Origin of the sequence: Leucobacter chromiireducens (assembly GCF_003917135.1) — a bacterium.
GTDB lineage: Bacteria > Actinomycetota > Actinomycetes > Actinomycetales > Microbacteriaceae > Leucobacter > Leucobacter chromiireducens_A.
Window position 1 is genome coordinate 1 of record NZ_RPDI01000048.1, and the last position, 12,514, is coordinate 12,514.

Here is a 12,514-nt window from a genome sequence, read left to right on the forward strand (position 1 = left end):
CGAGGGCCACTAACCCTCACCACACGGCGGCCCCGGGCCACGCGTGCTCGAGCCCCGTTGCCCCCGCTCCGGCCCGCCCACGACTTCCATGAACTTTGCTCCGCTATCCCTCACCCCAATCGGCGCACACCCCCACCATTCCCCAAGGCCGCGGCCAGGTGGACATTCAGTTTGAGTTTGAGCCGTTCTGGAGCCAAATAGGCGAGCAAACTCTCACCCATCCGGAGCGACCAGACGCTGACAGTCGATGGGCTTTCGCGGCATGCACGGCGCAGCTCCTCCCGCGATCGCGCTCCCTCGGGGGGCCAGGATGTCGCCCACTCCACGCCTCTCCCGCACAGAGCCCCGAACTAAATGCGAGTTTTGACCGTTCTGGCCCACTATTTCGGCTCAGAGTCGCACCAATGCGTTAGGGACCCGATGCCCCGCAGATGGGCGCAGAAGGCTCTGACCCCAGGGTGAGACGGGTCCAGCGTTCACGCAAAGGCAGAGCCCCTCTTGCGCCTGGCGCGGTCCAGTTGAAGGACCTGGAGGGGGTGTCGAGCACCAGGCGCCCCGATTCTGGGCACTCCGTGCGAGTTTGCTCCGGTATGCGAGAGGATTCTGGATCGTACCCACACTAGATGTGCCTGAAACACACGGCGAGCTGATTCAAGGTGCGGGCGGACAGGACGGGAGCCGGGGAGCGGAGCCGGGCTGGTGGCGGGTGCCGGGGCGCGGGAGGGGCGCGGAGCGCTAGCGGAGACGGGGCGCGGGCGGAGCCCGGCGGCGGGCCTACGCGCGGCCCGTGAAGATCAGCGCGAGCAGCAGGACGTTGAGCGCCACGATGAGGGCCACCACCAGCCAGGCGACCGCGCGCAGCCAGCGGCCATTGCGGAAGGCCCCCATCACGTCCACCCGCTCCGTGAGGCGCGCGAGCGGGGTCAGCGCGAACGGGAGCCCCAGCGAGAGGAGCACCTGGCTCAGCACGAGCGCCCAGGTCGGGTCGATCCCCACCGCCAGCAGAATGAGCGCGGGGACGAGCGTGACCGCGCGCCGCACCAGCATGGGCACGCGGACCCGCAACAAGCCCGACATGATCGTCGCCCCCGCGTAGCACCCCACCGAGGTCGACGCGAGGCCAGACGCGAGCAGACCGATCGCGAAGATCACCCCAATCGTGGGGCCCAGCGCCGAGGTGATCGCCGCGTGTGCCCCCTCGATCGAGTCGGTTCCCGCCACGCCGGGCAGGCTCGCCGCCGCCAGAAGGAGCATCGCGATGTTCACTCCGCCGGCCACCACGAGCGAGAGCGCGACATCCCAGCGTGTGGCGACCAGGAGCTGCCGAATCCGCGAGGGCGCGTTGCGGGCGCCATGCCGGTCCCGGGCCAACGCCGAGTGCAGGTACACCGCGTGCGGCATGACCGTGGCGCCGAGCATGCTCGCGGCGAGCAGGACGCTCTGCGAGCCCTGAAAGCGGGGCACGAGGCCGTCGACCATGCCCCGGGGATCCAACGGGCTGAAGAGCAGCCCAGCGAGGAACCCCAGCGTGATGACGCCGAGGAGCCCCATCACCACAAACTCGAAGGTCCGCTGCCCGCGCCGCGACTGCAGCTGCAGAAGCGCCATGGAGACCACCCCGACGATGAGCCCGCCGAGCGGGAGTGGCACGCCGAACAGCAGGTACAGCGCCAACGCGCCACCGATCACCTCGGCGACGTCGGTCGCGGCCGCCACGATCTCTGCCTGCAGCCAGTACAGCCGACGAGGCCAGGGACGCATTCGAGCTCCAAGCACCTCGGGGAGGCTTCGCCCGGTGACGAGCCCGAGCTTCGCGGACAGGTACTGGACGATCATCGCCATGAGGTTCGCGGCGACGAGCACCCAGAGCAGGAGGTAGCCGTACTCGGCGCCGGCGGTAAGGTTCGCGGCGACGTTGCCGGGATCCACGTAGGCGATGGCCGCAACAAAGGCCGGTCCCAGCAGCGTGATGCCGCTCGAACGGCGTCGGGCCGGCGCCGGCGCAGCCGAGCCCGCGCTCGAGCTCAGCACCTCGGATTCGACACGTCTCGCCACAAAAGTGAGACTACCCGAACTTTCCCGTTTTACGTGCCGAAGACACAGCTTGAGGGGACAGGGCCGGATCGCTGAGTAGTGAGCAGGGGCCTACTGAATGGCGCGACCGGCCTCCGGTGCGGGTGCCCGCAGCGCCGAGCCTGCGCGGCCGAGCACTGCGTTGCGGGTTTCGACGTCCACGCCACGCTCGAAGCGGTCGAGGAGCGGAGATAACGCGTCCACGAGACCGGGGTCCTGCGCCGCGGCGTACGCCTGGAAGATCACCCGTGCAGCCTCGGATGCATCCGAGCCACCGAGATCACCGGGATCGCGCAGATACCCAGACACCCCGCCAGCAGCGAGCACCGTGTCGACGGCGCGTTCCACACAGGCGAGGAAGAGCTCCTGCTTCGTGCGGAAGTTCGCGTAGACATGCGGCTGCGGGACGCTCGCACGCGCCGCCACGCGGCCGGTCGATGTGCCGTGAAAGCCCAAGAGGCCGAACTCGATGAGTCCGGCCTCTTGCAGGCGTTCGCGATTCTCGCCTGGACGGCGCCTGACGCGACGCTCGGTCATGTTGTCAGCCCAGTTCGAGGATCTTGCGGTAGTGCTCCCCCACCGGTTCGAACCCGCGGTGGTTGTAGAACGAGCCGATGCGCGCGGTCGAGGCCGAGAGCTGTCGCACCCCGCGCCCCATGCAGTAGTGCTCGTTCGCCTGCATGAGACGATCGCCAACGCCGTGGCCACGCGAGGCCTCATCGACAACGATCTCCTGCAGGTGAGCGGTGAGACCCGGCGCGTGGAGCAGCCGAGACACGGTCATCAGCGAGTAGCCGACGACGCGCTCGTCGAGCTCGGCCACGAACAGGACATTGGTCTCCTGGTCGCGGTGGCGGAGCACGTTGTCGAACGCGACAAGGAACTCGTCGCTGCCGATGCCCTCGCGCCCGGTGGTGAACTGGCGGGCAAGAGCGAGGACGTCTCGTGCGTCCTCGCTCTTGCCGCGGCGGATGATGATGCTCACGCGGTGGTCCGGCTAGCGGGCGAAGTTGCCGCGGTAGTACTCGTACACCCAGCCAACGATCGCCACGAGGACGAGCGGCAGCGTGAAGAACGAGAGCCAGAAGTTAAACCCGATGCAGAGGCCGAGCACGACCAGCGAGCACGCGAGGGCCAGGAACAGCGGCCACCAGCTCCAGGGGCTGAACTCACCGAGCTCGGGGTCCCCATCGTCGATGTCGGCGTCGAGGCGATCCTCAACGAGGACGCCGCCCTGCTTCTTCTGCACGAGCATGAGGTACACCGCGATGAAGGCGGTGAGCCCTGCGGAGAGCAGGATCGTGGTCGATCCTGCCCACTCGACGGCCTGGTGCTCGATCAGGTTCCACACGGTGTAGACCGTTGCGAGCAGCGTGAAGTACACCGTCAGCAGCCAGAAGATGGCGATATTGGATTTCATAGCTGAATACTCCTCGGGATCACTTCTGCTCTGAGAGCTCGCGAGCCGGAACCGGCTGCTCGACGCCACTGACCTCGGGGTGGTTGAGGTCGAATGCGGGCGACTCGGAGCGGATGCGCGGGATCGACGTGAAGTTGTGGCGCGGCGGCGGGCAGGAGGTTGCCCACTCCAGCGAGCGGCCGTAGCCCCACGGGTCATCCACGGTGACCTTCTCGCCACGGCGTGCGGTGATGTACACGTTCAGGAGGAACGGGATCATCGAGATACCGAGGATCATCGCGCCGACGGTGGAGAGCTGGTTGCCCCAGGTGATGCCGTCCTCCGGCAGGTACGTGGCGTAGCGACGAGGCATGGCCATGACGCCGAGCCAGTGCTGCACGAGGAAGGTCATGTGGAAGCCGATGAAGAGCACCCAGAAGTGAATCTTGCCGAGACGCTCGTCGAGCATCTTGCCGGTCCACTTGGGCCACCAGAAGTAGAAGCCAGCGAACATCGCGAACACGACGGTACCGAAGATCACGTAGTGGAAGTGCGCCACGACGAAGTACGTGTCCGAGAGGTGGAAGTCGAGGGCAGGCGACGCGAGGATCACACCGGTGAGGCCACCGAAGACGAAGGTCACGAGGAAGCCAAGCGACCAGAGCATCGGGGTCTCGAAAGTGATGGAGCCGCGCCACATCGTGCCGAGCCAGTTGAAGATCTTCACACCGGTGGGCACCGCGATGAGCATGGTCATCAGTGCGAAGAACGGCAGCAGCACGGAGCCGGTGACGTACATGTGGTGAGCCCACACGGTCATGGAGAGCGCGGCGATCGCGATCGTTGCGTAGATCAGCGTCTTGTAGCCGAAGATCGGCTTGCGGCTGAACACGGGGAACACCTCTGAGACGATGCCGAAGAACGGCAGCGCGATGACGTAGACCTCAGGGTGTCCGAAGAACCAGAAGAGGTGCTGCCAGAGGATGGCTCCGCCCTCGCCGCTGTAGATCTGCGCGCCGAAGATACGGTCGGCAGCGAGGCCGAACATTGCCGCTGCGAGCACGGGGAACACGAGGAGCACGAGAATCGAGGTGATCAGCGTGTTCCAGGTGAAGATCGACATGCGCCACATGGTCATGCCGGGGGCGCGCATCGTGATGATCGTCGTGATGAAGTTCACGCCACCCATGATGGTGCCGAAGCCGCTGATACCGAGGCCGAGCACCCAGAGGTTGCCGCCGACACCGGGCGAGTAGGTCATGCTCGAGAGCGGCGAGTAGGCGAACCAGCCAAAGGACGCAGCGCCCTGCGGGGTGAGGAAGCCGCCAACGGCAATGAGGGAGCCGAAGGTGTAGAGCCAGAAGGCGAAGGCGTTCAGTCGCGGGAAGGCGACGTCCGGTGCGCCGATCTGGAGCGGCATCATGACATTGGCGAAGCCAGCGAAGAGCGGCGTTGCGAACATCAGCAGCATGATCGTGCCATGCATGGTGAACAGCTGGTTGTACTGCTCCTTGGTCGCGATGACCTCGAGACCGGGAGCAAAGAGCTGCGCGCGGATCACCAGGGCCATGAGGCCGCCGATGAGGAACCACACGAAGGAGCTGATCAGATACATGTACCCGATCACCTTGTGGTCCGTGGACGTCAGCCACGAAACGATGACGTTGCCCTTCTTCATGTTTTTGCTATCCCTCATTACTCGTTCTGCGCCTTGGCGCCGTCACCGTAGAACTGGTCCTGGTTCGGGTTCAGCTCAAGGGTGGCCTGGCCAGTGTTGCCTGCGTCGCGCAGCGATGCGATGTATGCGTCGTACTCGTCCTGCTCGACGACCTTCACCTCGAAGAGCATCATCGAGTGGTACTCGCCACAGAGCTCGGCACACTTACCCATGTAGGTGCCGGTCTTCGTGGGCGTGAAGCTCATGTAGTTCGTCTGCCCCGGGATCATGTCCTTCTTGTAGAGGAACTCGACCACCCAGAAGGAGTGGATGACGTCGCGCGTCTCGAGCTTGATCTCGGTCGTCTTGTCAACGGGGAGGTAGAGCACCGGCATGGTCTCTTCCTTGGCTTCGCCCTCGTCGCCGGTCTGCACCTGGACGCCCTGGAAGAAGACATCCTCATCGACGTAGTTGAAGTCCCACGCCCAACGCTTGCCGATCACCTCGACGGTGTTCTCGGGGTTCTCGTACCGCGCCTCGATCGAGCTCTGCTCCTGCGCGGTGAACGCGAAGAAGCCGAGCACGAGGATCACGGGAACCACGGTGAAGAACGTCTCGATCGGCATGTTGTACCGCAGCTGCACCGGGAGGCCGGTCTGGCCCTTGCGGCGGCGGTAGGCGATCGTGGCCCAGATAATGAGGGCCCAGGTGATCACACCGACGGCGAGCAGCACGATCCAAGACGTCACCCACAGCCCGGTGATCCCGTCCGTGTGGTTGGTTGCCCCTTCGGAGCCAGCCGGGAGGAAGCCTCGCTGCTGCTCAGGGGTGCAGCCTGCGAGGAGCAGCGCTGCTGAGAGCGCCACGGGGGCCGCTACCCATTTCATTCGACGATTGGAACGCACCGCATACCTTTCGAAATGTTTCGTGCCGCCCACAAAGCAGGCGAAGCTGATTACTCCCTGTTAGCTTAGCGCGAACCTGAGCGTTCCCCGAACCAACACCGGGTGTCGCGGAACTTGGTTCGCGTTTTCGCCTAACTGAAGCTGTCTCCGCACGCGCAGCTGCCCTGCGCGTTCGGGTTGTCGATCGTGAAGCCCTGCTTCTCGATCGTGTCCTCGAAGTCGATCGTCGCGCCGCTCAGGTAGGGCACGCTCATCTGGTCGACCACGACGCCGACGCCGTCGAAGTCGACGACCGCGTCGTTGTCGAGCTCACGCTCATCGAAGAAGAGCTGGTAGATCAGGCCGGAGCAGCCGCCGGGCTGCACCGCGATACGGAGGCGCAGGTCGTCGCGCCCCTCCTGCGCCAGGAGGCTGCGCACTTTGTCCTGCGCGGCGGCGCTCAGTGCTACTCCGTGTGCGCTCTCGGCTGCCGGGACGGCCGTCTCTGGCGCGATGGTCTCAGTGCTCATTGAGTACTCCTCGCTCGGATCGTTCAGTTTGGCCCAGTCTACCGCTCCGTCGCGCGCAGGACAGCCCCCGCCGAACACGGTATTCTGGGCTGCAGAGAACGCCCGATCGGGTGCACGACACAGGGCGCGGATTGCCGCGCCAGAGCGAGAGGACAGGCGTGTCAAAGAAGGACGCCGCGGCTGCGGCGGGCGCAAGCGCGCAGGAGACCCCGGACGAGCCCATCGGCAAGGGGCGGCCCACCCCATCACGGAAGCAGGCCGAGGCCGCAAACGCCCGCCCCATCGTTGGCTCCAAGGACAAGTCGGTCCAGAAGGAGCAGCGCCGGCAGCAGGCCGACGCGCGCGAGCGCGCGCGCCTCGGCATGATGGAGGGCGACGAGCGCTACCTCACCGTGCGCGACCGCGGCCCGCAGCGTCGCTTCGTGCGCGACTACATCGACGCGCGCTGGAACGTCGGCGAGATGCTCATTCCCATGATGCTCGTGGTGCTCGTCATGACGTTCATCCCGGGCGTCGTGCAGATCATCAGCCTGGTCGCGATCTGGGCGTTCGTCGCGCTCGCGATCCTTGACGCCGTGTTCGTCGGCTTCAAGCTGAAGCGCCTCCTCGCCGCGAAGTTCGGCGAGGACAAGGTGCAGCCGGGCTACCGCTGGTACGCGGCCATGCGCGCGATGCAGTTCCGCCCGCTCCGCATGCCGAAGCCCCAGGTGAAGCGCGGCAACTACCCGAGCTAAGCGACCGCTCAACTGCGTGAGGCCCGCGATCCACTCGGATCGCGGGCCTCACGCATTCCTGGTCGAGCTAGGCCGCAGCGTTCCCGCGGAAGCCGGCCCGCGCGAGGCCGCGGTTGATGGCGCGCACCCAGAGCGGCCCCTCGTAGATGAACGCCGTGTAGCCCTGCACCAGCGTCGCGCCGGCGCGCAGCCGCTCGTGCACGTCTGCGGCCGTCGTGACGCCGCCCACCGAGATCACACAGAACTCGGGATCGGGGACGACCGCGCGAATGCGCTGCAGCACCTCGAGCGAGCGATCCTTGAGCGGCGCGCCCGAGAGCCCGCCTGCGCCCATCGCCTCGACCTCTGCGGCGTCGGCGCGCAGCCCCGCTCGGGAGATCGTCGTGTTGGTCGCGATGATGCCGTCGAGTCCCAGGCGACGCGCCAGCTGCACGATCGCGTCGATCTGCTCGTCGGCCATATCCGGGGCGATCTTCACGAGCAGCGGGGTGCTCCCCGCGGCGTCGCGCACCGCGGCGAGCAGCGGCTCGAGCAGCTCGACTTCCTGCAGCCCGCGCAGGCCGGGCGTGTTCGGCGAGGACACGTTGACCGCGAGGTAGTCCGCGATCGGGGCGAGCCGCTCGGCGCTCCACACGTAGTCGGCGGTGGCGTCCGCCACCTCGGTGATCCGGCTCTTGCCGATGTTCACGCCGATGATGGGGCGGGCGCGGCGCAGCCGTGCGCGCTCGATGCGCGGCACCGCGGCGGCCGAGCCACCGTTATTGAACCCCATGCGGTTGATCAGGCCGCGATCCCCGACGAGCCGGTACATGCGCGGCTTGGGGTTGCCCGGCTGCGCGTGCTTCGTGAGCGTGCCGACCTCGACGTGCCCGAAGCCGATCTCGCCGAGCCCGATGATGCCGTCGGCGTTCTTATCGAAGCCGGCCGCGAGACCGAACGGGCTCGGGAAGTCGAGGCCGAGTGCGCGCACGCGCAGCGCGGGATCCGGCGCGCAGAATCGCCGCACCAGCCCGCCGAGCAGCGGCGTCGCGCGGATCACGGTGAACGCGAGGTGGTGCGCTGTTTCCGGGTTCATCCGGCGGAGCACGGTCGAGAAGAGGAGCGGGTAGAGGCGCATGCTGGGTTACTCCTGGGCTGCTGCGGTCGTGGAATCAGCCGCGCTGGGCTGCGCGCGCAGCTCGGCGATGGCCGCGTCGAAGTCGGCGAGCGAGTCAAACGCCTGGTAGACGCTCGCGAAGCGGAGGTAGGCGACGGTGTCGAGCTTGCGCAGGTGCGGCAGGATGGCGAGACCGATCTCGTTGGCGTCGAACTGGGCGATCCCGCTCGAGCGCACCGACTCCTCGACCTGCTGCGCGAGCACCGCGAGGTCTGCTTCGGTGACGGGCCGGCCCTGGCAGGCTTTCCGCACGCCGCTCATCACCTTCTCGCGGCTGAACGGCTCGACGACCCCGGAGCGCTTGATCACGGTGAGGCTCGCCGTCTCGGTGGTGGTGAAGCGGCGGCCGCACTCGGGGCACTGCCGGCGGCGGCGGATGGAGAGGCCATCGTCAGCGGTGCGCGAGTCGATGACGCGCGAGTCTGGGTGGCGACAGAACGGACAGTGCATCTACTTGCTCTCCCCCTCGAAGCGCGCGCTCACGGCCTCGCCGTGCGCGGGCAGCCCCTCGGCCCCCGCGAGCGCGAGCAGCGGCGCCTCGGTCGCCGCGAGCGCCGCCCGGTCGTAGCTGATGATCTGCTGCGGCCGGAGGAACGTGTGCGCGCCGAGCCCGGCGGCGAAGCGCGCGGTCCCGCCCGTTGGCAGCACGTGGTTGGAGCCGGCGAGGTAGTCGCCGAGGCTGACCGGGGTGTAGCTGCCGAGGAAGATCGCGCCGGCGTCGGTGATATCGGCGAGCACGCCCTCGTCGTCGCGCGTCTGGATCTCGAGGTGCTCCGGCCCGTACGCGTTGCTCACGCGCGCGGCGGTCGCGAGGTCATCGACCAGGATCACGGCCGACTGCGGTCCGGCCAGCGCGACGGCGACGCGCTCGGCGTGTCGCGTACCTGGGGCGCGGCGCGCGACCTCGTCCTGCACGCTGGCGGCGAACGCTGCCGAGTCGGTCACGAGGACGGAGGCCGCGGCCTCGTCGTGCTCGGCCTGGCTGATGAGGTCGGCCGCGACGAAGCGCGCGTCGGCCGAATCGTCGGCGATGACGAGGATCTCGGTGGTGCCGGCTTCCGAGTCGATCCCGACGAGTCCGCTCACCACCCGCTTCGCCGCGGCGACAAAGACATTTCCCGGGCCCGTCACCACGTCGACCGGGTCGAGCCCGATCTCGGGGACCCCGTGCGCGAACGCGGCGATCGCGCCAGCGCCGCCGATGGCGTACACCTCCTCGATGCCGCAGAGCGCCGCCGCCCACAGCACCGCCTGGTGCGGCAGCCCGGCGTTGTCGGCCTGCGCTGGCGAGGCGAGCGCGAGCCCCGGCACCCCGGCGGTCTGCGCCGACACCGCGTTCATGATCACCGACGACGGGTACGCCGCCTTCCCGCCTGGCGCGTAGAGACCCACGCGCGACACCGGCTGCCAGCGCTGGCGGATCACCGCGCCGTCGCCGATGTGCGTGGTCCGCGGGGCCGGCACCTGCGCGGCGGAGCCGAGCCGCAGCCGGGCGATGAGTTCTTCGAGCGCCGCGCGCACCTCGGGCGGGCAGTCCTGCAGCGAACCGGTGATCGCCTCGAGCGGCACGCGGAGGGCGTGGCCCGTCACGCCGTCGAAGTCGCGCGCCTGCTCGCGCAGGGCGGCCTCGCCGCGCTCGGCAACCGCGGCGACGAGCGGTCGGACCCGCTCCACCGCAACCTCGGCGCCCATCGCGGCGCGCGGCACCAGTTTCAGCAGCTCGCTCCGGGAGAGCTGCTGCCCTCGGAGATCAGTCATACGCATCACGCGCCCAGTCTACCGGTGGGAGGAAGCGCCCCGGCTCGGGGCGGGCCCCCGCCACCCGGCGCGGCCGCGTCTGACAGGATGGAGCGGGGAATACCACGGGAGGCGCAGACGATGACACCACTGGCGGGTGCGCTGACGCTCGCGCTGATTCTCGCTGGCTCGGCGGCGCAGCGCATGGCCGGGCTCGGCTTCGCCCTGCTGGTTGCGCCCTTCATGACGCTCGTGCTCGGCCCGCACGAGGGCGTGCTGCTCGTCAATCTGCTCGGGGTGCTCTCGAGCGTCCTCATTCTGCCGCGCGTGTGGCGCAGCATCGACTGGTCGATGTTCCGCTGGCTCGGCGCGTTCGCGGTGGTGGGCGCGGTGCTCGGCTCCTGGCTCGGGCAGCGCTTCTCCCCCGCCGTGATGTCCGTTGCGGTCGGCGCGATCGTGATCGTGGCGCTCGCGGCGTCGCTCGCGCTGCAGCACGCGCGCTTCACCACGGAGCCGCGCGCCCCGCGCGCCGCGGCCGGGTTCCTCTCTGGGCTGACCAACGCGCTCGCCGGCGTCGGCGGCCCTGCGGTGAGCGCGTACGCCGTGCTCACCCGCTGGCCGCAGACCGCGTTCGCGGCGACGCTGCAGCCCTACTTCATCCTGGTCGGCGCGACCTCGGCGACCGCGAAGCTCACGATGGACCCCGCGGGCATCCCGGCGGCGGCGTGGTGGTTCTGGCTGCTCGTCGTGCTGGCGGTGCTGGGCGGGATCGCTGCCGGCGAGCGACTGCTGCGCGTGGTCGCCCCGACGCAGGTGCGGCGCTTCGTGATCGTGCTCGCGTTCGTCGGGGCCGGCGCCTCACTCGTGCACGGCGCGGTCGACCTGCTCGGCTAGTTCCCTGGCGCTGGCGAGAGCATCCCGAGCCAGGCGAGCTCGCGCGCGCCGCTCACGATCGCCTCGCGGGCGGCGCCCTCGTCGACCTCGAGCAGCTGCGCGAGCGCGTCGGCGATCTGGCCGAGGGTGAGATCGCCGTCGCTCGCGCCGACGGCGGCGGCGAGCAGCGGATCGGCCGTCACGCGCCGCGCGATCGGGCGGTCGGTGACGAGCGTGATCGCGTGCGGGGCCTCCGCGCCTGGCGCGTGGATGCGCTCGTCGCTCACCGCGTCGGAGACGAGCCAGCGCGTCGCGAGCACCTCGGCGTCGCTCATGCGCGCTGCGGCGCTCCCCGCGGCGAACGCCGCCTCGAGCTGATCGCCGAGCCCGGCACCGGCCAGCGCGCCGGTGGCCTGCTCAACGTGCACGAGCAGGCGGGGCTCCGCCGGCAGCGCCTCGCGGCGGATCCGGATCGCGCCGAGCCCGATCGCCACCACGCGGCGCGCGGCGAAATCTTCGAGCCACGCGTCGAGCAGGCCGTCGAACTCGGCGCTGCCCGGGCGGGCGCCGCCGTCGCGCGCCCAGGTCTCCGCGTACTGCATGGGGTCGACGCGATCCCGCTCGATCACCCAGGCGGAGAGCGCGGGCCCCGCGTCGCGGGCCGCCGCATCGAGCCAGTCGGCCACCCGGCTGAGCCCGTTCCCGCCCCACGGGGTCTCCCAGTTGGCGAGGCAGAGGAGCGTGCCGCCCGGCGCGAGGTGCGCCGGGCCCGCGGTGACGACCGCCTCGGCGAGCGCGTCGCCGACGAGCCCACCATCGCGGTACTCGTAGACCGGCCCTTCGCCCGTGCGCGGGGTGATCACGAACGGCGGGTTCGACAGGATGAGGTCGAACTGCTCGCCGGCGACGGGCGCGAAGAGGCTCCCCGCGCGGAACTCGATCGCGTCGCCCACNACTCGTAGACCGGCCCTTCGCCCGTGCGCGGGGTGATCACGAACGGCGGGTTCGACAGGATGAGGTCGAACTGCTCGCCGGCGACGGGCGCGAAGAGGCTCCCCGCGCGGAACTCGATCGCGTCGCCCACCCCGTTAAGCTCGGCGTTCGCGCGCGCGAAGGTGAGGGCGCGCTCGGAGATGTCGGTGGCGACGACGCGCCCGCCGCGCCGCGCGAGGTGGAGCGCGACGATGCCGCAGCCGGTGCCGAGGTCGAGCGCGCGCGGCGCTCGGCAGCCTGGCGCCTGCGCGATGAGGGAGCGCGTCGCGCCGCCGATCCCCATCACGTGGTCCGGCCGGGCCGGGCCGCGCCGCAGCTGGTCGTCGAGGTCGGAGATGATCCACCACTCGCTCGGTTCGGCGGCAGCGGAGTCCGCCACGGCGACCGGGTTGAGCGACAGCGCGGCGCGGAGGGGCTCCTGGCCAGGCGCCGCGGCCTCCGCGTCCGCGTCCGGCGCGACGAGCCCGAGCTCCCGCGC

Annotated in this window: 14 protein-coding genes; 2 read left to right on the plus strand and 12 right to left on the minus strand. The window is 69.2% G+C overall.

Annotated features, from left to right (window positions below; all coding sequences use genetic code 11):
• Nucleotides 1-774: 774 nt before the first annotated feature.
• The 7 genes from EGM46_RS13855 to EGM46_RS13885 form a co-directional block, all read right to left on the minus strand.
• On the minus strand, nucleotides 775-2,055 hold the full coding sequence (locus EGM46_RS13855) for an Nramp family divalent metal transporter (RefSeq protein ID WP_431194089.1): 1,281 nt from the start codon (nucleotides 2,053-2,055) through the stop codon (nucleotides 775-777).
• Between the two features lie 90 nt (nucleotides 2,056-2,145).
• Nucleotides 2,146-2,610 (minus strand): TetR/AcrR family transcriptional regulator, encoded by a 465-nt coding sequence (locus tag EGM46_RS13860; RefSeq protein WP_125100719.1) that lies wholly within the window; start codon nucleotides 2,608-2,610, stop codon nucleotides 2,146-2,148.
• Nucleotides 2,611-2,614: 4 nt separating this feature from the next.
• Nucleotides 2,615-3,058, minus strand: coding sequence for a GNAT family N-acetyltransferase (locus EGM46_RS13865; protein ID WP_125100720.1), 444 nt, complete (start codon nucleotides 3,056-3,058; stop codon nucleotides 2,615-2,617).
• Nucleotides 3,059-3,070: 12 nt separating this feature from the next.
• Complete coding sequence (locus EGM46_RS13870) at nucleotides 3,071-3,493, minus strand: cytochrome c oxidase subunit 4 (protein WP_125100721.1); 423 nt, start codon at nucleotides 3,491-3,493, stop codon at nucleotides 3,071-3,073.
• Between the two features lie 19 nt (nucleotides 3,494-3,512).
• Nucleotides 3,513-5,150, minus strand: coding sequence for an aa3-type cytochrome oxidase subunit I (gene ctaD, locus EGM46_RS13875; RefSeq protein ID WP_241156363.1), 1,638 nt, complete (start codon nucleotides 5,148-5,150; stop codon nucleotides 3,513-3,515).
• Between the two features lie 17 nt (nucleotides 5,151-5,167).
• Complete coding sequence (gene ctaC / locus EGM46_RS13880; RefSeq protein ID WP_125100723.1) at nucleotides 5,168-6,016, minus strand: aa3-type cytochrome oxidase subunit II; 849 nt, start codon at nucleotides 6,014-6,016, stop codon at nucleotides 5,168-5,170.
• A gap of 149 nt (nucleotides 6,017-6,165) precedes the next feature.
• On the minus strand, nucleotides 6,166-6,543 hold the full coding sequence (locus EGM46_RS13885; RefSeq protein ID WP_125100724.1) for a HesB/IscA family protein: 378 nt from the start codon (nucleotides 6,541-6,543) through the stop codon (nucleotides 6,166-6,168).
• 158 nt (nucleotides 6,544-6,701) lie between these two features.
• Between EGM46_RS13885 and EGM46_RS13890 the strand changes: the two genes are divergently transcribed.
• Nucleotides 6,702-7,277, plus strand: coding sequence for a DUF3043 domain-containing protein (locus tag EGM46_RS13890; protein ID WP_125100725.1), 576 nt, complete (start codon nucleotides 6,702-6,704; stop codon nucleotides 7,275-7,277).
• A gap of 67 nt (nucleotides 7,278-7,344) precedes the next feature.
• Here EGM46_RS13890 and EGM46_RS13895 read toward each other — a convergent pair whose 3' ends face one another.
• From EGM46_RS13895 to hisD, 3 genes are read right to left on the minus strand one after another with little or no spacing between them, the layout of a single operon-like run.
• Entirely contained in the window at nucleotides 7,345-8,394 is a 1,050-nt protein-coding gene (locus EGM46_RS13895) for a quinone-dependent dihydroorotate dehydrogenase (protein WP_125100726.1), read from the minus strand.
• Between the two features lie 6 nt (nucleotides 8,395-8,400).
• Nucleotides 8,401-8,883, minus strand: a complete 483-nt coding sequence (gene nrdR / locus EGM46_RS13900; protein WP_125100727.1) for a transcriptional regulator NrdR — start codon at nucleotides 8,881-8,883, stop codon at nucleotides 8,401-8,403.
• Nucleotides 8,884-10,197 (minus strand): histidinol dehydrogenase, encoded by a 1,314-nt coding sequence (gene hisD, locus EGM46_RS13905; RefSeq protein WP_125100731.1) that lies wholly within the window; start codon nucleotides 10,195-10,197, stop codon nucleotides 8,884-8,886. It lies immediately after the preceding gene.
• Nucleotides 10,198-10,311: 114 nt separating this feature from the next.
• Here hisD and EGM46_RS13910 point away from each other — a divergent pair, with 114 nt between their 5' ends.
• Nucleotides 10,312-11,064 (plus strand): sulfite exporter TauE/SafE family protein, encoded by a 753-nt coding sequence (locus EGM46_RS13910; protein WP_125100728.1) that lies wholly within the window; start codon nucleotides 10,312-10,314, stop codon nucleotides 11,062-11,064.
• Here the strand turns inward: EGM46_RS13910 and EGM46_RS13915 are convergent.
• Nucleotides 11,061-11,996, minus strand: coding sequence for a hypothetical protein (locus EGM46_RS13915; RefSeq protein WP_206427590.1), 936 nt, complete (start codon nucleotides 11,994-11,996; stop codon nucleotides 11,061-11,063). The two genes, EGM46_RS13910 and EGM46_RS13915, sit on opposite strands and share 4 nt — an antisense overlap.
• Nucleotides 11,903-12,319, minus strand: a complete 417-nt coding sequence (locus EGM46_RS15055; RefSeq protein ID WP_431194090.1) for a methyltransferase — start codon at nucleotides 12,317-12,319, stop codon at nucleotides 11,903-11,905. Before EGM46_RS15055 ends, EGM46_RS13915 begins: the two co-directional genes overlap by 94 nt.
• Nucleotides 12,320-12,514 lie beyond the last annotated feature (195 nt).